The sequence below is a fragment of the Paenibacillus sp. FSL R10-2796 genome (genome assembly GCF_037965315.1).
Taxonomy (GTDB): Bacteria; Bacillota; Bacilli; order Paenibacillales; family Paenibacillaceae; genus Paenibacillus_AQ; species Paenibacillus_AQ odorifer.
In genome coordinates this window covers 3268919-3293190 of sequence record NZ_CP150178.1, presented here as the reverse complement: position 1 = coordinate 3293190, position 24272 = coordinate 3268919, and the positions used below count along the sequence as shown (strand labels likewise).

The following is a 24272-nucleotide window of genomic DNA, read 5'->3' as shown; positions in this document are numbered from 1 at the left end:
CCCCCTGACTTATTAAAGCGGATTAGGCACAAAGCTGCCCCCGCGGCATTGTTTTAAATGATTCAAGGCATGTACTTGACCCATCATTTCCAGTTCATCCCGATAGACAGGATCATGCCAACCTTCAATATCAATGGTGCCTTTATAACCAGCCTGACGCAAAATGGAGATAACATCCGTCCAGTTCGTATCACCAAAACCCGGAGTACGGTGCCATACATAAGGTTTCGGGCCGTGGATTCCATATTCTTTTACAATATCCCAAGCGATGGTGGCATCCTTGCCGTGTACATGGAAAATCTTATCTGTCCATTTGCGCAGCTGTGGGATCGGGTCAATCAACTGCACCATCTGATGGCAAGGCTCCCATTCGAGTCCCATATTGTCAGCAGGGACAGCGTTAAACATCTTTTCCCAGGCTATTGGATGATGAGCGATATTCCAGTCCCCAGAAGTCCAATTGCCATCCATGGAACAGTTCTCAAAAGCAATTCTTACTCCGCGATCTGCTGCTCTTTTTGTCAGCTCACCAAATACCTCGGCAAACTTCGGAATCGATTCATCAATGGACACTCCTGGTAGTCGTCCCGTGAATCCTGATACCATATCAGTACCAAATACATGAGCGTGATCAATAAGCCGTTCCCAGCTCGCTAATGCATCGGAATTGTCACCCGTATTCGTCAAAGGATTGCCAAAGATGCCAACCGATGAAATCACAAAATCATGTTTTGCCGCAAGTTCTTGCACACGCTTACCAGTTTCCACAAGATCTGTTTCACCTGTAGTCTGCCAGAAGGTTAAGCTAAAAGATTCGAAGCCATGACCTACGATTTGCGGAATCACTCTAACAGCATCTCCGCCTCCAACTAATGTGCCTATACGCATTGTATCCTTCATCTTGTGTACCACTCCAATATTGGTTTATAGTAAGTTCTATAACCCGAGTATATACTGCATTTGAGCTTAAAACTCTTATTATATTGTGTTTATATAGTCGTATATTGTGGGAGTTGAATAAATATTGAGCTATCCTAATGATCTTAAAGAATACCCTCAATTAGAAGGAAACACCTATCCGTTTCGATTGTTTTTTAATGAATGCAAACATGCGAAAATCGGCCAGAACATCCTTTTTCTACACTGGCATGAGCATTTCGAAATCATTATCATGCAAGCAGGCAGCGCTATTTTCCACATCGACAGCAAGCCCTACGAACTGCATCCCGGAGAGGTTTTGTTTGTTCCTTCTGGAGGTTTGCATGTTGGATATAGTCTGCGGGATGATCATGTCCGATTTATATCCGTCGTATTTCATAGTTCTTTATTTAAAGATTGGAAGCAAGATCCTCAACATGAACAATTCGTAGCTCCCTATTTGGAGAATCGATATCAGCTACCAGTTAAACCAGCGGCACTAGTTCCAACCTGTTCCACTTATTACTCTCTTCTGAACACTATCGTGGATGAAGTGCATCAGAAAGGTCCTGCATTTCAGCTGATCATCAAAAATCAACTTCATCTGCTTTTTGTATTGCTGTCCCGTACCTTTTTACCTGAGCAGGTGTCTGGCAGAACAAATGAACGTCAATCCTTCAATCGTGAGCGTTTCAAGCCACTGCTGGAGTACATGGAGAACCATTTTGATGAGAAAATGACTATTGAAAGCGCCGCGAGATCCGTTAATCTAAATCCATACCATTTCTGCAAAACCTTTAAGAAGCTCACCGGCCGAACCTTCATCGATTATGTTAATCTTTGCCGCGTAAATGAAGCAGAACGACTGTTGCTGGAGACAGATTTTACTGTAACGGAGATTGCTGGACGAGTGGGCTGCGACAATCCTAATTATTTTACCAAGCTGTTTAAGCAATATAAAGGAACTACACCATCCGGTATTAGAAAATAATTCACACTGGAAAATAGGAGATTATAAAATGAATTTAAAAGAAACGTTGATATGCATAAAAGAAAATGATTACCAAGCACCTCCCGATACCTTCCAGTTGGTACAAGAAATGATAAATAACATTGGTTCTTTAGATGCCCAACTACGGGATGAGCTAATTTATACAACTTTTTCTCATTGGATCCCAGGTAATTCTCTAACTACAAACGGACTGGAACAACTTATACCCGTTATCTTGGATAAAAACCATTTGCATTTTAAGCTTGGCGAAACCAATACAGACTCTGTCTTTACCAGATCCTTCTCTATGCTAGTTATCCCACTCCTCTTCATGAGGCATAAAGAATCACCATTTCTCTCAAGAGAGCAAATTCATCAGATAAAAGAGAAGGTATTTTGCAGTGTGCAAAATGAGCGGGATTACCGGGGGTATGACGAAGAAAAAGGCTGGGCTCATGCTATAGCCCATGCAGCAGATACTTTAGGTGAATTGGCTCAATGCTCCGAACTGGATGAAAATGACCTCATAACTATCCTCGATTTGGTTTACGAAAAGATGACCATAACAGATCGAATATACTCCGATGGGGAAGATGAGCGAATGGTAAGATCCATAATGAGTGTTTTAGTTAGAAAAATGCTTAGTCAGACTTATGTAGAGCAATGGATTCAAAGTTTTGGTGATGTGGAGAAAAATCCAGAATTTCTTCCTGCCTTTAAACAAAAAAATAATATAAAGAACTTTTTGAAAAGTTTATATTTTCGAGTTAAATATTACAAAGTACATGCCAATCTCTGTCCAACAATCGAGCATACATTATATAAAGTAGAAAAAGTATACTATTCCTAATTAAAAAAAGTGAGGGTTAGAGCACCCTCACTTTCCATCTACAGTTCAAATACGTGGAGCACTTGCTACCTGTTGACGGGTCTATTAGATTATTCAGTAATTGCTAGCTCCATCCTCCGCACACTCGCAAGCGCGGGAAAAGATTCCAGCACCATCCCTGTATTCCATAACTTAACCTGCTGTCCAACCTGTAAATCCTTAAAGCTGATGGTCTCTCCAGCTTCATTAAACATTTCAGATTTCGCATTGAATGTGAACCAGTAAGATGGATCTTCGTTACCAGGTTCAAGGATTAGAATCCGCTTCGCCTGTTTAGTATCGATATCCACGATTGTACCTACTACATGCGGATCACCTATTTCTGAAATATCATAGGTCAACATCTTTGGATCGATCCACTTTTCAATTTCAAGCTTAGCTGCTTCCGCATCATCTGACGGAATGGTTATAGTTACTTTATTACCAATCGTATCTACACCAGAGCCGTAGAGATTCAGCTTCTGGTATAGTTCTTGTTCATGCAACAATTCTTGAGCAGCTAATAACTCTTGCATCGTATATTTCACATCATGAAGTTCATAAGTACCTGCAGTGAAAGTCTGAGCAAGGCTTTGCTCAATCTCCGAGTTCAAACCTACAATATTAATATGAACCTTGTTATCTTGCAGATAAATATCTCCGTTAGGAATCTTCTGAGCTGATAAGAAAGTCTTAACCGCGCCTGGATCATCCATTGCGGGGTTCGTAGAAGCTAAAATTTGTGGTTCTGAACTAATTACAGGAGTTGGAACCGGCTCCTTATTCGCTTGTTGAGCCTCTGAACAGCCACTGATTAACAAAATAACAACGGGAATCCATATCCAACCAATAATTATCTTACGCATCCTATTAACACCTCCACTCTTCATCTTCTCAAACGAAGACCGGAAGTGATAGGTTGCAGATTCAGGAAGAATTCTCTAATCCAAAGTATAAGGAGCAAGACCGATTGGAAGTGCCGCAGGACGAGTGCAGGTGCTTTCCATTTCGTAGAATGAATGAGCATCAGAAGAATCATGGAAAGCCCACATTGCTTCTAATACGTGATAAGCCAGTTCTCCACTGGCACGATGTTCTCTACCCGTCCGAATGGCGTAAGCCATATCTGCTGGTCCAATCCCGCGGGTATTCTGATCATACCCTGACAACAACGGCTGTTCCGTCCACTCATTCTCACCCATAAGCCGGAGTTTCACGGGACCCCCAAAGTTATTCGGGTCTGGAACTTGAATCGTTCCTAGCGTTCCGTAGATTTCTATATGCGGCAGGTTGCTCCCGCCAAAGATATCAAAGCTTGTAATCAACGTTGCAATGGCACCATTTTCAAATCGTAAGGTTCCGGCTACGTGAGTTGGAATTTGAACAGAAATTTTATTCCCAAATTTCTTCTCACTTGTTATCGTACGTTCTTCCAGCGCTTTCCCAGTCATTCCGCTAACCGTATGAATAGGACCCAACAGCTGCACCAAAACCGTCAAATAGTAAGGACCCATATCGAACATTGGACCTCCACCAGCGGCATAATAAAATTCCGGATCTGGATGCCAATGCTCATGTCCACGGCCCAGCATAAACGAAGTAGCTGCAACAGGTTCGCCAATTACTCCTTCATCTATCAGCTTCAAAACCGTTTGAATTCCCGCTCCGAAGAATGTCTCCGGTGCACTGCCCACAAGTACTCCCTTTTCCCGCGCCGCAGTCAGAACTTTGCGTCCTTCTTCTCTCGTCACAGCTAGAGGTTTCTCAACGTATACATGTTTACCCGCTTCAATAGCTTTCAGGCATACTTCCGCATGAACAGCTGGGATCGTTAAGTTGATTACGATTTCTATCTCTGGATCATTCAGTAATTGTTCTGTGGTATAGACGTTTGGAATATTGTATTTATCCGCTTGTTCTTGTGCTCTCACCAAATCTAAATCTGCACATGCAACTAGATCAAGGATCTCGAACTTTTGACAGTTCTCCATATAGATACTACTGATTTTACCGCATCCAATAATACCAACTTTGACTTTATCCATTCGCTGATCGCTCCCAGAATTTATTGACTGTCTGCCATTCCACTATAACTATTATTAACCCCCGAAACATTGGATAATGCTTGCGCTTTACCTTCAGCTGCCCATATTAATCCTCTGCGCATCATTTCACGCACTTGCGGCTGATCTACAATGTCCGCATGATGCCCCAGCGAATTATAATAAACTCTGCCCAAGCCCCAACGTTTTGTCCAAGCTACTGGCATATCAACAGCCTTATTATACGAATGAGGCCCTTCAACTACTGGAAAACGAGTCGTAGCAAGAACTTCAACAGCTGGATCTACATGCAGATAATATTGCTCTGAGCAAACACTGAAATCTTCTAATCCTTCTACCAGAGGACTTGAGCTTTGACAAATCTCTACGGTATAGTTAACGCCGTCATTCCCAGGATGAGCTACCCATTGTCCACCCGTCATAAACTGCCAATCTACATTATTACGAAAAGAATCACACATCCCGCCATGGCAACCGGCAAGACCTGTTCCATGCTGTACAGCTGCGGAGACATGATTCACAAAATCCTGCTCGATTGTGCCCATTGTCCATACCGGCACGATCAAATCTAGTCCAAGAAGCTTATCTGCATCAGCAAAAGCCTCCAGTGTATTCGATACTTCAACTTCAAACTGTTCCTCTTGCAACATTTTAGCGAATATATCAGCGACCTGCTCAGGCTCATGACCCTCCCAACCGCCCCATACAATCAATGCTTTTCTCATCTTCAGCACTCCTTCTAAGGTTAGATTACATCTCGGATAAATCGACCCACCGGCGTTCATCAATAGAGCGTTCTACAGCCTCTAACACCGCTTGGCATTTCACTCCATCATTGAAATTCGGTTCTGGCTGACGACCTTCTTCAATTGCGTTAGAAAGCTCCAGCATTTCGTGAATAAACGTATGTTCAAAACCAATCGTATGACCTGGTGGCCACCAAGCCTCTGCATACTCATGAGCAGGATCGGTCGCCAGCACACGGCGAAAACCTTGTACATCCTCTGCATCCGAGGTCAAATAAACTTCTAATTCATTCATACGTTCGAAGTCGAATTTCACACTGCCAAGACTCCCATTGATCTCAAAAGAATTGGTAGAGCGATGACCCGCTGCGAATCTTGTAGCTTCAAAGCTGCCCAGAGCACCATTATCAAAACGGGCTAAAAACAAGGTGGCATCGTCAACGGTAACCTTACCCTTGGGTGCATCTTTATCTCCTTTAGCGCTTAAACCAGTCATTTCAGCGGCGAGCGGACGCTCTTTTATGAAGGTCTCGCTCATGCCGATTACTTCCTTCATATCACCTACTAAGAAATGAGCCAAATCTATGAGATGCGCCCCCAGATCTCCATGCGAACCTGAACCGGCGATATCCTTCTGCAGTCTCCATACTAAAGGGAAATCCGGATCTATTATCCAATCTTGTAGAAACCAAGCCCGAAAATGATAAATCTTTCCCAGCCGCCCACTCTCTATGAGCTTCTTAGCCAGTCGAACTGCCGGAGAAAAGCGATAATTAAAACCAACCATATGTGTAACTCCCGCGTTATCAGCAGCTTGCAGCATTTCACGGGAATCCGCCAAGGTCAGCGCAAGTGGTTTTTCACAAAAAATATGTTTACCTGCTTTGGCTGCTGCCAAAGCTATCTCTTTATGCGCGTTGCTGGGAGCATTAATATCTATAAGATCAATATCCTCTCGAGCGATCAGATCCTTCCAGTCCGTAACACAATCCGCCCAGCCTAACTGCGATGCAGCTTCTCCAAGCGCTTCACTATTACGTCCACAGATTACAGACATTTCCGGTTTAAGCGCTTTCGGGAAAAACATAGGCAAACTGCGATAAGCATTACTGTGGGCTTTACCCATAAATTTATAACCGATCATTCCAATGCGAAGCTGTTTCATCTTATTCCTCCTAAGTGTTGATAGATTTAGATGAAGCTCGTATAACTAGTTCTGTCGGTAATTTGATCTGTACGGCTGGTGTGGGTACTTCTGCCAGATTGTTTCCCAGCAATTCAATGATTTGGGCTGCGGCAAGTTCACCTAGTTCGTAAAAGGGAACCCGCACACTGCTTAATGCAGGTGTGGTAAGCTCCGCAGCTTCCGAATCATCATAACCCACAATAGCTGGCAGGCGATCCCTTGGTATTCCTAGCTCCTGCAGCCCTTGCTGCAAACCAATGGCCATCCGATCATTGGCGGCCATAATCGCATCAATCTCATTCAGCAAAGGCAACATTTCTTTGGCAGCTATAATTCCGCTTTTCCGGCTGAAGTTACCTTCGAACAAAAGTGAAGAGTCTACAGAAAGATTCACCTCTGCCAAAGCGCGGGTATACCCCGTTAAACGATCTCGGCTGTTGGAATAAGATTCTGGCCCATTTAGAAAAGCAATCCTCTTAAAACCTTGTTCCAGTAAGTGTTTAGCCGCTTGCCAGCTTCCTTCGACATGATCGGCATCCACCTCGTGAAAAGCTTCCCCAGCAAAATGCTGATTAATCAGACAAAAAGGATGGTCTTCTTCCTTCAAACGGCGGAGTGAGGCTAGCTCACCTGGCTCTTCTTTAGCGCCAAGCACAATGCAAGCATCGATCTTCCGCATCTTAAACAACTCGTTATAATCCATTGGCGCTTCGGCATTCCGAAACAGCATTAACAGATCATAACCCTCTTCTCGCGCCTTGCTCCCTATTCCACTTAATATTTCCGAAAAATAATAAGTGGAGAACAAGCGGGCTTTCGGCAAATAAGGCATCACTACACCCAAGTTCCCGCTCCGTCTACGAGCAAAGCTCTGAGCAAGTGAACTAGGGGTATAGCCTAGCTTCAGTGCAGCTGCCAACACACGTTCCTTTGTTTCTTCCTTAATCGGACCAACATTGTTTAACACGCGAGATACTGTGGCTTCTGAGACACCTGCAAGCTCGGCAACCTCTTTACGGCTGGCGATATAAATTCCTCCTTCTCATAGGTTATGAACAGTGACATTTAGCCTCGTTCAATTCGCTATTCGAAAACGCATTCATTTAATGTACGCGCGTACATTTTCTCATGAACAAGGCTCTTCGTCAACCCTAAGATTGGATAAATTTAAAAGACGTTCATATACAGTAAGGGGAAGAACGTCTTTCTATTTCTTTTCAACTATCCGCGAGGTACTAGCATTAGGACACCAAGTAAAATGATAATCAGAAATAAGTAACTCTCAAATTTTTTAGCAGGAATACGTTTATTCACATATACCCCAAGCACCGTAGCTAAGAGAATTGCTGGAATAGAATATCCATAAAGAACAAGAGCATCCACCGTCCACAATCCCCCGATAGCATGACCCGTTACAACGAGTACACCAGAAATAAGAAAATGAGCTTGCAACGTACCCCGAAAACGATCCGGATTCCATTGTCGTAAAGTACCATAGATCACGACAGGGACACCATTAAAGTTATAAGCACCGCCAAGTACACCCGAAGCGAATCCGAAAGGATACACCCAGCCTTTTGCCTTAAGCAAGGGATGATCGATCGTCTTAACTATTCTCTTCTTAATCACCGAATAAACTCCATAAACAATCAAAAATATACCAAGTCCAGTCATAATTACACTTGCAGGTGCTAAATAAAGCATGACAAGTCCTACAGGAATTCCTATCACTGTTGAGAGTGCTAATCGAATCAAAATAGGTCGTTCTATATGCCGCCACCCACTCACAACTGTAAGTGAGGCAACCGTGAGGCCTGCCAATCCAATCAAAGAAACTGAGGTATGTATAGGAATCGGGAGCAGTGCAAGCAGTGGCATGCTCACAATCGCTTCACCAAAACCAAACACGGTTCTCATTAAGGCACCTATAAATACTGCTACTACGACTAGTGTAATTATTGTAACGCTCAATCGCTTAATCCTCCTCCTAATCTCATTCATCCGTAATTGTGCATAAAGTCCTCACATTTCCAGAACATCTGAATACATTCCTTATTTCCACTCTTCTAATTATAACATATTAATTATACTAAAACAGATATTAATAGATGATCAACATGCAATTTAACGTCTCTTAAATCCTCTATAATGCCGACAAAACTATAAGATAATGGAGATATACATATATTTAACGAAAATCCTTTAAAATCGATTACAGTGGCCTGTGTGTAGTTCCTGTTTTCTGAAAAACTAGCTGAAGTACTAAACAAAAAAACTGATCCCTCTTAACTTTGATGAGGTATCAGTTTCTTATTTTCGGATGTATTTATTTAGGTGTTATCTTTCAGCCACACCTGCACATGCTTTAGAAATTTTTTGGTGACGGGAGAAGCATATTTCATAGAGTGGACAGCAATTCCTAACGATCTGAAACTACGTTCCTCCAATTCTAGCATAGCCACATTATAATTTTGCCGGGTCAAGACAAGCTCTGGCAAAATACTAATGCCAAGGCCTTTCTCCACCATCGACATAATGGCATAGTCATCACCTGCTGAGAATTTAACATTAGGTTTAATACCCGCCTTATCCAGCACACGTCTAACATCATAATCCGAGCCTGCTTTCGGGATAATGAAATCCTCCTTAGCAATTTGCGATAAGGAAAGAAAGGGTTCTGCACTAAGCGGATTCTCTTTAGATACAATCCCTAACATCCGGTCTTTTTTTAAAGGAATTACGTCAAACTTCTCACGTGTAGGCAGTGAAATAAAACCGCAGTCGATCACTCCAGCCTCTATCCATTGCTCAACCTCCAAATAACCGCCTTCCATCAGCTTGATTTCTATATATGGGTATTCACTGCGAAATTGCTTAATCATCCCTGGCAGCCAATGCACAGACACACTGGTGAACGTACCGATGGTGATCGTGCCAATCTCTAGCCCGTGGATGTCCGCTACCTCCTGCTTCAATTTCTCGTTCCATTTCAAGATTTCACGGATAGGCTGCAGAACTTGTTCCCCGTTTACCGTCAATTTCACACCGGATCTATTTCTAATTAATAACGCGAACCCAAACTCCATCTCCAAGCTGCTAATGGTGTGACTAATTCCGGATTGCGTAAAACCCAACATTTCTGCTGCTTTTGTTAAGCTGCCTAGCTCTACAACTTTCAGAAAAATCTCATATTTATTAATGCTCAACCTCTGTTCCCACCCTTATAAATTACATAAGTTTTACTCATGTATCCTATGATAAACATTCAGTTACCTTATGTATAGAGCCGTATTATACTATATTGAGTTGAAAATGAAGAAGGATGGATGAAGAGATGAAACCGCTCAAAGCTGAGCTGCTGCTGTTAGTTGTAACATTATTTTGGGGCTCCTCTTACATATTTATGAAAATGGGGTTAGGTACGTTAGGCGAATTCAATCTGATTGCACTCCGCTTCGGACTTGCTTTTATATTAGCCGCTATGATATTCCACAAACGATTAAGACGAGTAGACATGAGAACATTAAAATATGGTGCTCTCCTCGGATTCCTCCTGCTAGGCGTATTCACATGTATAACCTTCGGACTTCAAACAACCACCACCTCAAACGCAGGATTTTTAGTTGCATTGACGGTTATTTTTGTACCGATCTTGGATCGAGTTATTTTCAAAAAAAGAGTTGCACCTCCGCAAGTGTTCGGCTCCATCCTCGCCATAGCCGGGATTGGACTTCTTACCTTAAATGCAACCTTAACTATTCAACCGGGTGACTTTCTGTGTATCCTTTCGGCAGTGTTCTATGCGGTACAGATCTTATTTACAGGCAAGGCGGTAAAAGAATGTGATTCCCTGAATATTGGAATCTTGCAGTTAGGATTTGCCGGAGGGTTGGCCTTAGTGTTGTCCGCAATCTTCGAGACACCTTCGCTCCCCTCTACTTTGCCAGGTTGGGCAGCAATACTAGCGCTTGGTATCCTATGCAGTGCCTGTGGCTTCATCCTGCAACCTATTGCTCAAAAATATACTTCACCAACCCGCACCGGACTAATCTTCTCCCTTGAGCCGGTCTTCGCTGCGATGTTTGGTTATTGGTTCGCTGCTGAGAAGTTGTCGATGCAAGGCTATGCTGGCGCAGCGCTTGTTCTGCTGGGAATCGTGGCTTCTGAGCTGCTTGGTAAAGCAACTCTCCCCGCATCGTGGGCTCAGAAGAAACCAGAGCATTTATAACAATAAAGGCGTCGTTCAACTATACAAGCTGAACGACGCCTTTTCTATATTATCTATGTTTTTGGGTTCAATTAATGCCCCATCATCATCGCCGCATCTGCCTTCTGTCCCTCTCCAGAGGAAGGATCTCCAGTGGAAAGCTTAGGCTTGCGCAAAATAATACTCATCAATACACCTACCACTCCTATGCAGCCAGACAGGAAGAACACATCATCAAAACCACTAACTGCGGCTGTCAAAGGATTACTTCCCGCTTTCAGTGCTCCCATATGAACAGCGATCTGACTAGTCAGGTAACCTGTCATTCCAGCTATAGCAAATGAAACAACGACTTGTTGAGCAGCAGCAGTTAGTGAAGTTACACTTCCCACCCATTCACGTGGAGCAGCATTCAAAACATGAGTATTCAAAGGCATCATCGTTAGACCCATCCCAAAGCCTAAGAAACCCAGGTATGTCATAATTAACGATAAATTTGTTGTAACACTAATTCCGGATAACAGGAACAAGGTGACCGTAATGATACTAAGTCCAACAAACGCCAGCGGACGAGCCCCGATCTTATCAAACAACCTGCCGCCAATCGGCATTCCGATTGCTGAAGCTAAAGCCTGCGGAAGTAGAATCAGGCCGGTCTCCAGCGGGGTATAGCTTCGAATCTGCTGCAGGTAAAGGGGCACAAATAACATGGACCCAAACAAAGCAGCTTGCATAACCCAAGTTAAAATAATACCCCGAGTGAAATCCGACGAACGAAAAACTCGCAGTTGTAAAAGCGGATTTTTGTGAAGCAGCTCCACAATGACAAGAAGGATCAATGCAACCCCTCCAACAGATAAGCCAACAATAGCGGGAGTAGACGACCAGCTTGTTCCACCGCCTTCATTCACCCCATAAGCCAACATAGAGAAGGCAATTGGGGCAAGGATAATGCCTAGGATATCGAGTTTGCCTTTGCTCTTTTGTTCAGACTTCGGCAAATATTTAACACCAAGAATAATGCCAACAATTCCAATAGGTACATTAATCAAAAAGATCCAGTGCCAGCTTACGTACTCCACCAGCCAACCGGATAAGACTGGACCGAGTGCCGGAGCTAAGAGCATTGGAATACCAAGCATCCCCATAATAGAACCTCGACGTTCTACTGGAGCTAATTTAAAAACCATCGCCATCCCAATGGGAGCAACCATCCCCCCGCCAAGACCTTGAATGACTCGAAAAATAATGAGCTGAGATGAGCTTTGTGCAACCGAACATAACATAGAGCCAAGAATAAACATCGTAAGAGTTGCCAGAAAAACTTGTTTTGATCCAAAACGATCGGTCATCCAGCCCGCGAGTGGGATTACAGCCGCTAAAGCTAAAGTATAACCCGTAATCGCCCACTGAATCGTTTTGAGATCGGAAGCAAAATAATCAACCAGCTTGGGAACGGCCACATTCACAACAGTACCATCCAGAATAACCATAATCATACCGACAATAATAGCAAGAAGCGGGGGGATGATTGCTTTTAATGAAAAGGGTTGATCTTCTGCAGTACTCATTCCGGTCAATGTTTTTGTCATCCAGTACTCCACTCATTTCTCTAATTTAATTAAATGCTTTATTGATTATTTCAAATTTTAATTTACATTCGATGAATCTGGAAGTCAACAAATAAAACCATTTTTTACATTAAAAACACATCGGGTTTACGATACCCTTCAGAAATTATCTGGGAAAGTATATTAGAACAGCAAAAAGACTATGCATAATCCCCTAAAATCTTCTCGCTTGGGAAATGTGCATAGTCATCATGGAATCATTTTCCGATTAGAGCGTCTCTCTTAATTCTATAATTTTGCCCGATGTGTTCAAAATAATTTCAAGTGGAATCTCTGTCTCTGCAAAATCCAATACACAGCGGATAGAAAATTGATCCTCGTTATAGCTACTTTTTGTAGATTTAATCCCATGATAATTCCCGGCTTTTATCGTAATTTGCTTCCATTCTTCCAGTAATCCATTTGAGCTTGGCTTATTTACGACCACATCATAATGATATCGCTCCGATAATTCATTATATTTACCGCCGACCAGTAACCCCGCTATAACACTCGCTGTCACTTCAGGGGTATACACTTCAACTTGATTGGACTCCCCATCATATGAGGTTACTAAACCAATTGTCTTAAAAAAGGAGATTGGAACATAGATATGATCCTGTCTGAATTCGAAATCATCTTTAAAAACCAACTCTTGTGCATTATTGATGCTAACTAAATGTTCGTTAAGCTTCCATTTAATTATTTCATTTATCCTTGTTAGCGTTATAGTTTCTGAACTTTTTTGATATGTTGTTGTATATTTCAGTGCATTGGAAGCCTCTCTGAGCGGAATCATGACCGTGGAACCCTTGTTGTAGGCTGAATGGGGATCAGTTTCCAGTAGTTTACCATTCAAAATCACGCTAACCTGGCCGGAGTCTGCCCATACTGTTGGAGCGGCAAATCCACCAAATCCATTAGTTAAAAACAGAACACCTAACACAACAACCGCTGCCATTTTGATCATCCGCTCGAAACCTCCCTTTAGTTATTACAAGTATTATGTGCGTTTCCAGCATGTGCTAATCCTAAGGTTAATCAAGCCAAGCAAAAAAAGAAGCCGTTCAACATTATGTTGAGCCACTTCTTTAGAAATGATTATTCCACCTTGAAGTCAAAATACTGCTTAGGAAAAGGTTCTTTTATCAGCGTAAAATGCCACCATTCCTTACTATAAGGTTTAAAGCCTTGCTTCACCATAACCTCTTTGAGAATTGCGCGATTTGCTTTCTGAGTTTTGGTGATCAACGATGTATCATAAAAAGAGATATCTCCGAAAAAATCAAACGGGCTGCCCATATCTACATCTACACCGGTCTCTTTATTGACGATCGTTAAATCGATGGTACTGCCTCGAGAATGTCCTGATTTTTTCGCTATAAATCCGAGTTTGAATAAATTACGTTTATCCAGTAGCGGGTAATATTGCTGCTTCATCTTAGTATCCGCGGAATTCTGTGACCATCTTACAAAATGATTCACCGCGGTCTGCGGACGATAAGCATCATAGATTTTTAGGATATATCCTTTTTTGGCTAAATCCTCACTTATTGCCTTCAAGGCTGTAGCTGCAGTCTGTGAAAAGATCGCTAAAGGCGCTTTATAACCATCAATCCGCTTCCCTACAAAATTATTGTCTCCGTAATAGCGAATTTCAAATTGGGCAGTAGGAATCACTTCATCCAAATAGACAAATCCTTGCGGCAGACGGTTTTTCTTCTCCAGCTGCATTTGCTGCAGTACATTGTCTGTAGATGATCCAACGTAAGCTGCATCTGCACTGCCCATAAAAATAGTGTTTGTCCATAACAACAGCACAAATGCGAAAACTATGATTTTTGTTCCTCTAAATCCACTTCTCAATAGATCCCGCCTCTTCATTTCGAATTAACCGTTTGATTCAGAAATTTCTCCACTTCAGGTGTGAGTTTATTATTCGTGGAATCAAGTAACTGCAGTAGTTTTTCTAAAATCATTAGGATTCTGGTGTCGCCTTTGTTTCCTTTTAATGCATTCTCATACGCCTTCTTTACTTCAGGTTTGATTACTTGCTCATCATAGTCATAAGCTGGTGTGTTGCTTGATCCATATAATAAGCGTGAAGTTGCATTGAGCAGCTCTTTTTGAAGAACGGTTGACCGATTGGAAGCTGGGTATTTCGTCACAAAATCCTCCAGTGCAAGCGCCCTGTTCGTTAACTCTGTCCAACTAATCACAATAGCTGCATCAAAAACACTTGGTTGATTCGATTCAGTGGCCATGATGTCTATATAAGCAGCGATGTCCTTCGTGACATACGGCTTAAAGCTTTTGAACCCCTCATAATGCATCACTGGATAGTACATGCCCTCACTAGTCTCCAGCTTATACCCCTTATCCCGTCCTTCAATTAACATATTGCGTACATTAGCATCTTTGATCGCATTAAGGAGTGTGCTGTAGGTTAGATTTTTGCTTTTGGAAAAAGCATTATTTATCTCTTTCTGAACATTCTCCGGAAAAACCTTCTCAGAGTACACAGGTAAATATGCCTTCTGTGCATTTTCGAGCTGGAGTGTCATCTGAGTTGCTGTCCAGGTATCCACTTCTTTGATATGGTTAATCAAATAATTCCGTGCGTTAGCAAGAGATGCCGGTTTCTGTACATATTGTTGGAATTGGTTATAGACTTTTGCAGATTCTTTCACAGTTGCGGCAGCTACAGTATCAGTTGTATGTATACTCCCAAACCCTCCCATAGAGCCTAGGGCAAAGGCAACACTTAACAAGCCTGTTTTTTTCCATCCCATTAAAAGACCTCCCTTAAGTATTCATACTTAATAATTAGACATACGAGAGGATCCTGAATCTAACTCAGTACAGTATTATCCTGGACGGCTCCAATATCCTTCCTACGATAAATTCCCATCAAAAGTCCAATAGCCGCATATTCAAACCATACATGACTCCCATAGCTCAGGAAAGGGAACGGGATAGAAGTCAGCATCATTCCGCCGCTCAAAACAGCAAGACCATAGGTTAGTCTTATGGCTAGCAAAAATGCCAAACCCAACACTAAAGCTTGTCCATAGGGATCACGAATCGCTCGTATCGTAGATAGAAGCTTGATAAAGAACCAGGAGATAACTGCAAGCAAAAGCAGCGCCCCCGCCCAACCAAAACAATGAATAAGATAGACAGGCAACATATCTGAGTAAACATACGGCAGCTTTTGTTCTACTGCTCCGAATCCGTGCCCCCACCAACCCGCTGAACTAATAACTTCACGCATTACTTGATAGATATAGCCATAACCTTCTGGATCTAAAGATGGATTTATTGCACTAATAATTCTGGCCATCAGGTAGTCGCTATTGAAGATGAACATTAGTCCAACTATTACAAAGAACCCTAATAATACTACACTCTTTATCCAATCGCGAGTAATCCATACATATAATACTAGTGAAGAGATTAGATACACCACAAGCTCTGGAAGAGAGTTTAGAGAGATAAGAAGCCATGCAGGTGCTAACAGAAGGCTTATGTCGAACAACCCACTCCGCCAAGTTTTCTTTTTAGCCGATTCCTTACGATTCACTAAAATCCCTGCTAACGCGACTATCAAAACATAAGGACGATAGGATGTCATATCAGGTAAGATCAAAAAAATCCTAGGACCATAATTTACTCCATTTATTGTTATCCCCCAGAATATACTCGACAGAATTCCTGCTATTGATGTTCCGTATAATACCCACGAGAAACTTCTCAGCTTTCTGAAATCAATGAAATACAATCCAAACATCAATACAATTCCAATGAGTATATTTATCGCTTGGCGTCTAAACGCATTATCCAAAAAAGCACCTTTAACAATATCACTGTAGCCTACATCCACAGAACTCATTCCGATCAGACTGATCGCGGATAATAAAGCTACAACGCCAAACAATTCCCAAGGTACATGTGGTTTATGTATTAGATGAAGTTCCTTTCCTAACGTTTGCGGGTTCCCCATTTGTGCGATCGCCCAAGCTATGGCTTCTTCCCGTGATACACCGTCTGATTCTTTTTCACAAATTAAATCTTCTAGATGACTAGCTAATTCTTGACGTATCTCTGGGTGAGTTTTTTTCGCTTTAATCTCTGCACACACTTCATCCAAAAATTGCTGCTGCCTCTCTTTCATCATACACCACCCTCTCCCAGAACGGAGTCAACTGCACCTTTAAACATAACCCATTCTGCTTTTTTCTCCTTGAGTTTCTCTTTACCTTCATCCAGAATTCTATAGTATTTACGCTTCCTTCCCTCTACCTCCATCCAGTAAGCCTCTACCCAGCGCTCACTTTCCATCGCATGCAGAATTGGATACAAGGTTCCTTCTTTTAATGAAAAAACACCCTGTGATCTCAGCTCCAGCTCTTTGATTAACTCATAACCATATAATGGCTTCTCCAGTAAAAGAGTCAGAATTAACGTACCCGTACTGCCCTTCAGCATCTCTTTACTTACTTTCAACGGCTAACACCTCCTAAATTCTAACTTTACAATTGGCGTGGGACCGGATTCGGCTCATTCTACGGGATTTATACCGTTGATTTGCTTCTGCGGTCCGGATACGGCTCATTCTACGGGATTTGTATCGTTGATTTGCTTCCTCGGACCGGATTCGGCTCATTCTACGGGATTTATACCGTTGATTTGCTTCCTCGGACCGGATTCAGCTCATTCTACGGGATATATACCGTTGATCTGCTTCGTCGGTCCGGATTCGGCTTATTCTACGGGATATATACCGTTGATTTACTCCGTCGAGCCGAATTCGGCTCATTCTACGGGATTTATACCGTTGATTTGCTTACTTGGACCGGATTCAGCTCATTCTACGGGATTTATACCGTTGATTTGCTTCCTCGGACCGGATTCAGCTCATTCTACGGGATATATACCGTTGATCTGCTTCGTCGGTCCGGATTCGGCTTATTCTACGGGATATATACCGTTGATTTACTCCGTCGAGCCGAATTCGGCTCATTCTACGGGATTTATACCGTTGATTTGCTTACTTGGACCGGATTCAGCTCATTCTACGGGATTTATACCGTTGATTTACTTCCTCTTCTAATGACTAATATCTGTATATCATGAATATTAGTTATCCTTTTATACCTAGGACAACTATACATCGTAAATCTATGCATGTAAAGTTTCTATTAATAATCCTTATTCCCTCCTCATTCATGTATAATAATGGTAATACAAGCAGGATGTTGAGGAGATCAACGATGAGAAAAACAACAATAACAATTTTGAGTTTTACCGTTCTATTCATATTTGTTTTCGTTGGATATATGCTCCGTAACAATTCGATGAACTATTATGAGACGTGGAAGATAAATTGGGGCATATCGATCTCTAAACCTACAGAGTCAAAGGTGATATTTGAAAGTCTACCTAGTTTCCATGGGGATGGCGAAAGCTATTACGTATTAGATTATGACGAAAAGCAATTCAAAGAAATCAAAGACGCAGCATTTTGGCATCCCCTCAATGTTGATTCCATTGACCTCTTAAAAGAGAGAATATCAAGTTTCAAAGACTCTGTGATTGCCATTTATCCAAATGAAAAAGAAAAATACGAAAAATTATTTCAGGCGAACCCTATAGAACACGAAGAAAGAGGATTGTATTATTATAAGAAAAAAGATGATGGTAGCTACTGTATCGTGATCCTTAACGTGGAGTTACAACGAGTATATATGATGGAATGGACACAATGAAAATTAATAAAGTGAGAATTAAACGACGATCGCTCCCCGGTATTCTGCCAGGGAGCGATCGTCGTTTTTTCGGAATGCCTATTTATTATTATAATCCTCATACTTGTAGTCCTCATTCTACTGCCACTGCATTTATATTCTAGGGAAATGAATACATAAAAAAACAACTCCAAGTATCCGTCCAATATATATTGACTCAATATATAAAGGTCTGATATATTGTGATAACGATATACAAATATTTAGAAACTTAAAGGAGGCCCTATTTTGAACAGTCAGGATGTTATTTTAGGCATGCTTATGAAAAAATCGTTGACTGGATACGAAATAAAGCAGTTATTGGAGGAAATATTCTCTAATTTCTATAGTTCTAGTTATGGAACGATTTACCCTACGCTTGCTCGCATGGAAAAGGAGGGTCTGATTACTAAGGAAAACATACCTCAAGAAGGTAAGCCTAATAAAAATCTTTTAAACATCACGGATAAAGGAAGAGATAGTTTTAATGCCTATTTACTAGCCCCACTAGAGGCTGACAGTATTAAGAAATCTGATTTTATGATGAGGCTTTATTTTGGTGAATTTGTCGGGTATGAGAAGGTGATTATTTGGTTGAAGCAAGCTCAAGAGGAATCACAACATAAGTTAGATCAATTACTCGCTCAGTATTCGCTTTATAAAGATGAAATGCATCCAGCACAGATCATCTGCATTCAAATTGGCATAGAAGAATATAAGGCTAAACTAACAACCATTGCTGAGGGATTGTTAAACATGGAGAAGTTAGCACTTCCGAAGTGAGTTTAATACGAACCAGGTTAAGATGTACCGCTCATAAAACTTTTAGGAGGAATTGTAGATGAAAACAATTTTTATAACGGGTGCTTCGTCTGGTATCGGTAGAACTACAGCAAAACATTTTGCTGAAAGAGGATGGAATGTGGTAGCCACGATGCGTTCACCTGAACAAGAAAGTGAATTCACTACACTCGATAATGTGTTGGTGTTACGGCTCGATGTTGAGAAAGCAGACACGATTCAACCTGCGTTAGAGGAGGCGATCAAACGGTTCGGTAAAATTGACGTTCTTCTCAATAATGCTGGTTATGGAACAATGGGACTTATAGAAGTAGCTACAGATGAGCAGATCAGAAGACAGTTTGAAGTCAACGTTTTTGGTCTTATCAGTATGACTAAAGCCATGCTGCCACATTTTAGAGCTAACCAAGATGGTTTTCTTATCAATATCTCTTCTATGGGTGGGAAAGTAACCTTTCCTACAATGTCTCTGTATCATTCAACGAAATTTGCCGTAGAAGGTTTTTCTGAATCCGTATCTTATGAATTAGCATCACAAAACATCAAAGTTAAGTTAATTGAACCTGGTGCCATTCAGACAGACTTTGGTGGTAGATCGATGGAGTTCTTTTTTAATGAAGCATTAACGGAATATAAACCTTTTACTACTGCATTTTTGAGTAAATTGGGTGAGATGGAAAAACAACCTGCGTATGCTTAGCCTCCAGAACTTGTTGCGGAAACAATATGTCAAGCCGCCACAGATGGGACAAGTCAATTCCGATATGTTGTTGGTGAAGATGCAAAAATGCTCATTCAAATGAAAGAAAATACGGCCGAAGAAGAATATCTGACTAATATATCCCAGCATTTTTCTTAAAAAAGAAAGCTTTAAGTGGAGTCGCTTTTCGGTATTCTAACGAGGAGTGGTCCTCTTTCTTATTGCGAAAAAAAATCCCCTTCGATCAACAGTGTTAAGTCCATGAGATCATGAACTTTTTTTCACTGTCTATCCTAAGGGGATTTTAAAACTAACCTATTCGAACACCTTTTCTTGCGTCAAATTTATTTATTAATGCATCGGGGTATTCATTTTATGATTAACAACTACTCTTTTTATGAAGAAAGCAAGAATTAGTCCTACAATCGCCATACTCATTCCGAAAATAAAAGCATTTTGTACACCGTTCGTGAACGCAGGTAACATATTAGCTGGATCTGCTGGGTTCTCCACAGTTTTCATGTAGCTTTTTGAACCCGCGGTCATAATGCTGACTGCTAATGCAGTACCAATGGCACCAGCAACCTGCTGCAGTGTATTCATAATAGCTGTACCATCTGGATAAAGTTCTAGTGGCAACTGGTTAATACCATTCGTCTGTGCCGGCATAAATACCATTGAAATACCAATCATAAGCGTACTGTGAAGTACGATTACGAACACAACCGTAGAAGCTACAGTAATACTGGAGAAGAACCACAAGGCAACTGCTGCAATAATCAGACCTGGAATCACGAGCCATTTCGGACCGTATTTATCAAACATACGACCCATAATTGGGGACATCAATCCGTTTATAATTCCGCCTGGAAGCAGCAACAGACCCGCTTTGAAAGCTGTATAACCTTGTCCTTGTTGAAGGTACATCGGAAGAATCAACATGGAGGACAGAATAACCATCATACAAATAAATACCATAGCTACACCAATAGCGAACATTGGATATTTAAAAGCACGCAGATTAATCATTGGCTCCTTCATCTTCATTTGACGAAGTCCAAACAATAACAGCGCTACTACACCTACGATGATCGCAATGATCACTTTCGGACTTCCCCAGCCCGCTTCTTCACCGGCACTGCTGAAACCAAACACAATACCACCAAACCCGAGTGAAGACAACACAATGGAGAGGATATCAATCTTCGGTTTCGTCACCTTTGTTACATTTTGCATGAACAGAATCCCGAATATCAATGCAATCACTAAGAATGGCAATGACAACCAGAAGATCCAGTGCCAGCTGAGGCTTTCAATAAGCAGTCCAGCAATGGTAGGCCCAATCGCCGGAGCAACCATAATAACCAGACCGATCATCCCCATTGCTGCCCCACGTTTTTCAGGAGCAATGATGATAAGGATTGTATTAAACATCAGTGGCAACAGAAGCGCTGTTCCCATAGCTTGAACCACTCTTGCTGTAAGTAAGAACTCAAAGTTAGGTGATACTGCCGCTAGGAATGTTCCTAGGATTGAAAAACATAAAGCCGCTATAAACAGCTGTCTCGTCGAAAACCATTGAAGCAGCATCCCCGAAATTGGTACTAGTATACCCAGTGTAAGCAGATACGCTGTTGTCAACCATTGTGCTGTTGCTGGGGTAATTTGTAGGACATTCATAAGATCACTTAAGGCAACATTTAATGCCGTTTCACTGAACATTCCGATAAAACCTGCTAGTAATAAAGAGACAAGAATTGGAATAGTCTTAAACTTCTTGACCTCTTTTTGTTGGTTCCCTTGCATAGTTGCTTCCACCCTTAGTCCTCCTGATAATCTTATCTATTTGTCTGTATCTAACCAAGTATTACTGGGATAAACTTTGCCGCCGCGAGAAGCGGTTGTTCCTCCCGAAAAGTCAGCGTCTGGAGAAGCGCCCCTTCAAATAAAGAGATTACCACTGAAGCCTTATCGGCCGCGGGCTTGTTCTCTACGCCCTCATCCAAAAGACGTTTCTTGATCACATCCTGCAAGTCCATAAACACAGATTTACACGCAGTCCGCAGCTCCTCACTAATACAGGATGTCTCCGCCGCCAACCAAAAACTAAACGGAACAATCCCTTCGTATGAGGATTCCACAGCATCTTTAGCCATTCCTAGAATGAAATCCTCCATTGCCTCAGACGCACTCTTGCTGTTCTCCATATGATGTCTAAGCTTCTGAGCGACAACTTCACTAGTCCGGTTAATACATGTTAAAGCCAGTTCTTCTTTACCGTGAGGAAAGTAGTAATAAAGAGACCCCTTCGGTGAATCGCTGTCTTTAATAATCTGATTCAGTCCTGTTGCATGATATCCCTGAGAAAAAAACAATTTCGAAGCTGTGTCCAAAATCGCCTCACGCGTATTCGGCTTGTTCGACAAGCTGACACTTCCTTTGCATTATAACAATTGGTCTACATAATAAAACCATATTTCAAAGAGATATGTCAACACATAAATTACTTAAATTCAAAGTAATTTTGGTGGAAGATCGTGGGGGTTGGTTGGGTTGGGTTAGCTCCATCCTCCCTAACGGACTCAGATGCAGCTATTTGTGCTAAAACATACTTTTGGGCTCACTTTCGGACCTCACCGTCGCTATTCCCCTCAAACCGGACAGTTTTCATCCCTTTTTGTACACATAGCTGCATTGGGGTCCGATAATTACTCAAAAGGTTACTTTTCCAGTATATAAGGACTCTGGGGTCCGATAGCTCCTAACTTCGTACATCCTTCTACTTCACTACTTCTCATCGAGCTATTAGCTTCATTAGGTCGCACACTTGCCTCACACTATTTCCGCGTATGCATTTGTCCGTGTACTCCCATGCTTCACACTTACTCCCACACTTTTGTTTTCCCTGTACTACACTTGCTCTCAAGCTAACATTCCTATCGGACTCAGATGCAGCTATTTGCGCTAAATCATGTCTCTTCACAATTTATCGGACCTCACCGTCGCTATTCCACTCCAACCGAACTGTTTTCATCCCTTTTTGTGCTCATAGCTGCATTGGGGTCCGTTAATCTTTCAAAAGGTTACTTTTCCAGCAAATAAGGACTCTGGGGTCCGATGGCTCCTAACTTCGAGCATCCTTCTACTTCACATTTACTTCTCATCGAGCTATTAGCTTCGTTAGTTACTACACTTGTCCCACACTATTTCCGCGCATACATTTGTCCGTGTACTCCCTTGCTTCACACTTACTCTCACACTTTTGTTTTCCCTGTACTACACTTGCTCTCAAGCTAGCATTTCTATCGTACTCAGATGCAGCAATTTGCGCTAAATCATGTCCTTTCACAATTTTTCGGACCTCAGCGCCGCTATTCCCCTCAAACCGGACTGTTTTCATCCCTTTTTGTGCTCATAGCTGCAATGGGGTCCGTTAATCTTTCAAAAGGTTACTTTTCCAGCAAATAAGGACTCTGGGGTCCGATGGAGTGAATGAGATGAGGTGAAGGAGATGTTGTGCAGGAGATGAGGTGAACGAGATGGTGTGAACGAGAGAAGGCCCAATGTGCTGTGGAGAGGAGGTGAGGACGTAATGTGCTGGGTGGGTGGATGCTATTATTGTCCATCTGTATTTTCGCAATAAATTACTACCTGCCTCCATCCAGCCCATCTGCTCCTTCTGCCCCTTCTGCTCCTTCTGCTCCTTCTGCTCCTTCTGCCCCCACTCGCCCCATTTGCTCCATCTGCCCCCATCTAGCCCGTCTGCTTCATCCGCCCATCTGCTTCATCTGCCTCCATCCGCCCCATCTTCCCCATCCGCTTCCAGCCATCTCCATACCTTCTCTCTCCCTCACTAAATTAAATCCCGACACCCCACGTCCGCTTGAAATTATCTACTTCCCATTCCCACAATCCCAGCGTATACTATAATTATTCCAATGAGAAAGGTGTGAATAAAATGCAAAACGTGCCCAAAGGAATTCCCCGGCCATTAGTAAAAACTAATCAGGCGTTTATCGTCATTTCTGTAATATTAACCTGGCTAACAGGACAACACTGGATACTAGCGCTGCCCTTGTTTGCCGGATTGCTCGGTCTTTTGTTCGGTTATAATCCCATCATTAAGCTAGCTGCCAGGTTTCTGACAAAAGAGCGTTCCCACTATGTACTCGAAGACTGGTCACAACAACAGTTTAATCAAAGCATAGCTGTCTTCTGCCTCGCAGGGGGTCTCATCAGCTTCATCGTTGGCTGGACGATCGCAGCTTACATTTTCACAGCGCTCGTTGCGGTGGCCGCCACTGTGGCAATCCTAGGTTTTTGTATCGGATGTTTTATCCATTATCAATGGAGAATGTACAATTATAGACGTAAACAAAGCAGCACAAATTAAATT

The 24272-nt window shown here is 42.1% G+C and carries 24 protein-coding genes; 8 read left to right on the top strand and 16 right to left on the bottom strand.

Annotated elements, in window-relative coordinates; translation table 11 throughout:
* Nucleotides 1-12: 12 nt before the first annotated feature.
* A complete protein-coding gene (locus NST58_RS15035; protein WP_076129303.1) occupies nucleotides 13-900 on the bottom strand; it encodes a sugar phosphate isomerase/epimerase family protein in 888 nt (295 codons plus the stop codon).
* A gap of 124 nt (nucleotides 901-1024) precedes the next feature.
* Between NST58_RS15035 and NST58_RS15030 the strand changes: the two genes are divergently transcribed.
* Nucleotides 1025-1909 (top strand): AraC family transcriptional regulator, encoded by an 885-nt coding sequence (locus NST58_RS15030; protein WP_076129302.1) that lies wholly within the window; start codon nucleotides 1025-1027, stop codon nucleotides 1907-1909.
* A 28-nt stretch (nucleotides 1910-1937) separates the two neighbouring features.
* A complete protein-coding gene (locus tag NST58_RS15025) occupies nucleotides 1938-2759 on the top strand; it encodes a DUF2785 domain-containing protein (protein ID WP_339248598.1) in 822 nt (273 codons plus the stop codon).
* An 89-nt stretch (nucleotides 2760-2848) separates the two neighbouring features.
* Here the strand turns inward: NST58_RS15025 and NST58_RS15020 are convergent, their stop codons facing one another.
* The 7 genes from NST58_RS15020 to NST58_RS14990 all read right to left on the bottom strand — a co-directional run bounded on the left by NST58_RS15020 (nucleotide 2849) and on the right by NST58_RS14990 (nucleotide 9978).
* Nucleotides 2849-3643: a hypothetical protein gene (locus NST58_RS15020; RefSeq protein WP_076185986.1), complete on the bottom strand. Its 795-nt coding sequence runs from the start codon at nucleotides 3641-3643 to the stop codon at nucleotides 2849-2851.
* 75 nt (nucleotides 3644-3718) lie between these two features.
* Nucleotides 3719-4822 carry a Gfo/Idh/MocA family oxidoreductase gene (locus NST58_RS15015; RefSeq protein ID WP_339248596.1) on the bottom strand — a complete coding sequence of 368 codons (1104 nt, stop codon included), beginning with the start codon at nucleotides 4820-4822 and terminating at the stop codon, nucleotides 3719-3721.
* A 20-nt stretch (nucleotides 4823-4842) separates the two neighbouring features.
* Complete coding sequence (locus NST58_RS15010) at nucleotides 4843-5565, bottom strand: ThuA domain-containing protein (RefSeq protein WP_076129298.1); 723 nt, start codon at nucleotides 5563-5565, stop codon at nucleotides 4843-4845.
* Between the two features lie 25 nt (nucleotides 5566-5590).
* A complete protein-coding gene (locus NST58_RS15005; protein ID WP_339248593.1) occupies nucleotides 5591-6751 on the bottom strand; it encodes a Gfo/Idh/MocA family oxidoreductase in 1161 nt (386 codons plus the stop codon).
* Nucleotides 6752-6761: 10 nt separating this feature from the next.
* On the bottom strand, nucleotides 6762-7805 hold the full coding sequence (locus tag NST58_RS15000; RefSeq protein ID WP_339248771.1) for a LacI family DNA-binding transcriptional regulator: 1044 nt from the start codon (nucleotides 7803-7805) through the stop codon (nucleotides 6762-6764).
* A 188-nt stretch (nucleotides 7806-7993) separates the two neighbouring features.
* A complete protein-coding gene (locus tag NST58_RS14995; protein WP_076129295.1) occupies nucleotides 7994-8743 on the bottom strand; it encodes a sulfite exporter TauE/SafE family protein in 750 nt (249 codons plus the stop codon).
* Between the two features lie 359 nt (nucleotides 8744-9102).
* Nucleotides 9103-9978, bottom strand: coding sequence for a LysR family transcriptional regulator (locus NST58_RS14990; protein ID WP_076185996.1), 876 nt, complete (start codon nucleotides 9976-9978; stop codon nucleotides 9103-9105).
* Nucleotides 9979-10106: 128 nt separating this feature from the next.
* Here NST58_RS14990 and NST58_RS14985 point away from each other — a divergent pair, with 128 nt between their 5' ends.
* The gene (locus NST58_RS14985; protein ID WP_339190878.1) at nucleotides 10107-11000 is read left to right on the top strand and encodes a DMT family transporter; all 894 of its coding nucleotides are present in this window, start codon (nucleotides 10107-10109) and stop codon (nucleotides 10998-11000) included.
* A gap of 71 nt (nucleotides 11001-11071) precedes the next feature.
* Here NST58_RS14985 and NST58_RS14980 read toward each other — a convergent pair whose 3' ends face one another.
* From NST58_RS14980 to NST58_RS14955, 6 genes are all read right to left on the bottom strand, one after another.
* Nucleotides 11072-12571 (bottom strand): MDR family MFS transporter, encoded by a 1500-nt coding sequence (locus tag NST58_RS14980; protein WP_339248589.1) that lies wholly within the window; start codon nucleotides 12569-12571, stop codon nucleotides 11072-11074.
* Nucleotides 12572-12818: 247 nt separating this feature from the next.
* Nucleotides 12819-13559 carry a stalk domain-containing protein gene (locus tag NST58_RS14975; RefSeq protein WP_339248586.1) on the bottom strand — a complete coding sequence of 247 codons (741 nt, stop codon included), beginning with the start codon at nucleotides 13557-13559 and terminating at the stop codon, nucleotides 12819-12821.
* Between the two features lie 131 nt (nucleotides 13560-13690).
* Nucleotides 13691-14455 carry a M15 family metallopeptidase gene (locus tag NST58_RS14970; protein ID WP_339248583.1) on the bottom strand — a complete coding sequence of 255 codons (765 nt, stop codon included), beginning with the start codon at nucleotides 14453-14455 and terminating at the stop codon, nucleotides 13691-13693.
* Nucleotides 14456-14469: 14 nt separating this feature from the next.
* On the bottom strand, nucleotides 14470-15381 hold the full coding sequence (locus NST58_RS14965) for a hypothetical protein (RefSeq protein WP_052097010.1): 912 nt from the start codon (nucleotides 15379-15381) through the stop codon (nucleotides 14470-14472).
* A 59-nt stretch (nucleotides 15382-15440) separates the two neighbouring features.
* Nucleotides 15441-16766 (bottom strand): FtsW/RodA/SpoVE family cell cycle protein, encoded by a 1326-nt coding sequence (locus NST58_RS14960; RefSeq protein ID WP_076129289.1) that lies wholly within the window; start codon nucleotides 16764-16766, stop codon nucleotides 15441-15443.
* The gene (locus NST58_RS14955; RefSeq protein ID WP_036678319.1) at nucleotides 16763-17095 is read right to left on the bottom strand and encodes a PadR family transcriptional regulator; all 333 of its coding nucleotides are present in this window, start codon (nucleotides 17093-17095) and stop codon (nucleotides 16763-16765) included. The genes NST58_RS14960 and NST58_RS14955 overlap by 4 nt, the downstream gene beginning before the upstream one ends.
* Before the next feature lie 81 nt (nucleotides 17096-17176).
* Between NST58_RS14955 and NST58_RS14950 the strand changes: the two genes are divergently transcribed.
* From NST58_RS14950 to NST58_RS14935, 4 genes are all read left to right on the top strand, one after another.
* Nucleotides 17177-17725, top strand: a complete 549-nt coding sequence (locus NST58_RS14950; RefSeq protein WP_339248580.1) for a hypothetical protein — start codon at nucleotides 17177-17179, stop codon at nucleotides 17723-17725.
* Between the two features lie 137 nt (nucleotides 17726-17862).
* Complete coding sequence (locus NST58_RS14945) at nucleotides 17863-18357, top strand: hypothetical protein (protein ID WP_076275718.1); 495 nt, start codon at nucleotides 17863-17865, stop codon at nucleotides 18355-18357.
* 267 nt (nucleotides 18358-18624) lie between these two features.
* On the top strand, nucleotides 18625-19158 hold the full coding sequence (locus tag NST58_RS14940; RefSeq protein WP_081387354.1) for a PadR family transcriptional regulator: 534 nt from the start codon (nucleotides 18625-18627) through the stop codon (nucleotides 19156-19158).
* A gap of 58 nt (nucleotides 19159-19216) precedes the next feature.
* Nucleotides 19217-19876 carry an SDR family NAD(P)-dependent oxidoreductase gene (locus NST58_RS14935; protein ID WP_339248576.1) on the top strand — a complete coding sequence of 220 codons (660 nt, stop codon included), beginning with the start codon at nucleotides 19217-19219 and terminating at the stop codon, nucleotides 19874-19876.
* Nucleotides 19877-20227: 351 nt separating this feature from the next.
* Here the strand turns inward: NST58_RS14935 and NST58_RS14930 are convergent, their stop codons facing one another.
* On the bottom strand, nucleotides 20228-21682 hold the full coding sequence (locus NST58_RS14930; RefSeq protein ID WP_076130929.1) for a DHA2 family efflux MFS transporter permease subunit: 1455 nt from the start codon (nucleotides 21680-21682) through the stop codon (nucleotides 20228-20230).
* A gap of 50 nt (nucleotides 21683-21732) precedes the next feature.
* A complete protein-coding gene (locus NST58_RS14925; protein WP_076186025.1) occupies nucleotides 21733-22302 on the bottom strand; it encodes a TetR/AcrR family transcriptional regulator in 570 nt (189 codons plus the stop codon).
* Nucleotides 22303-23834: 1532 nt separating this feature from the next.
* Here NST58_RS14925 and NST58_RS14920 point away from each other — a divergent pair.
* Entirely contained in the window at nucleotides 23835-24269 is a 435-nt protein-coding gene (locus tag NST58_RS14920) for a DUF4395 domain-containing protein (RefSeq protein ID WP_076126204.1), read from the top strand.
* Nucleotides 24270-24272 lie beyond the last annotated feature (3 nt).

Excerpts from the sequence above, each read along its gene's own strand:
- NST58_RS15035 (WP_076129303.1), bottom strand. The coding sequence starts at position 900 with ATGAAGGATACAATGCGTATAGGCACATTAGTTGGAGGCGGAGATGCT.
- NST58_RS15025 (WP_339248598.1), top strand. The coding sequence starts at position 1,938 with ATGAATTTAAAAGAAACGTTGATATGCATAAAAGAAAATGATTACCAA.
- NST58_RS15020 (WP_076185986.1), bottom strand. The coding sequence starts at position 3,643 with ATGCGTAAGATAATTATTGGTTGGATATGGATTCCCGTTGTTATTTTG.
- NST58_RS15015 (WP_339248596.1), bottom strand. The coding sequence starts at position 4,822 with ATGGATAAAGTCAAAGTTGGTATTATTGGATGCGGTAAAATCAGTAGT.
- NST58_RS15010 (WP_076129298.1), bottom strand. The coding sequence starts at position 5,565 with ATGAGAAAAGCATTGATTGTATGGGGCGGTTGGGAGGGTCATGAGCCT.
- NST58_RS15005 (WP_339248593.1), bottom strand. The coding sequence starts at position 6,751 with ATGAAACAGCTTCGCATTGGAATGATCGGTTATAAATTTATGGGTAAA.
- NST58_RS14985 (WP_339190878.1), top strand. The coding sequence starts at position 10,107 with ATGAAACCGCTCAAAGCTGAGCTGCTGCTGTTAGTTGTAACATTATTT.
- NST58_RS14980 (WP_339248589.1), bottom strand. The coding sequence starts at position 12,571 with ATGACAAAAACATTGACCGGAATGAGTACTGCAGAAGATCAACCCTTT.
- NST58_RS14975 (WP_339248586.1), bottom strand. The coding sequence starts at position 13,559 with ATGATCAAAATGGCAGCGGTTGTTGTGTTAGGTGTTCTGTTTTTAACT.
- NST58_RS14965 (WP_052097010.1), bottom strand. The coding sequence starts at position 15,381 with ATGGGATGGAAAAAAACAGGCTTGTTAAGTGTTGCCTTTGCCCTAGGC.
- NST58_RS14960 (WP_076129289.1), bottom strand. The coding sequence starts at position 16,766 with ATGATGAAAGAGAGGCAGCAGCAATTTTTGGATGAAGTGTGTGCAGAG.
- NST58_RS14945 (WP_076275718.1), top strand. The coding sequence starts at position 17,863 with ATGAGAAAAACAACAATAACAATTTTGAGTTTTACCGTTCTATTCATA.
- NST58_RS14935 (WP_339248576.1), top strand. The coding sequence starts at position 19,217 with ATGAAAACAATTTTTATAACGGGTGCTTCGTCTGGTATCGGTAGAACT.
- NST58_RS14930 (WP_076130929.1), bottom strand. The coding sequence starts at position 21,682 with ATGCAAGGGAACCAACAAAAAGAGGTCAAGAAGTTTAAGACTATTCCA.
- NST58_RS14920 (WP_076126204.1), top strand. The coding sequence starts at position 23,835 with ATGCAAAACGTGCCCAAAGGAATTCCCCGGCCATTAGTAAAAACTAAT.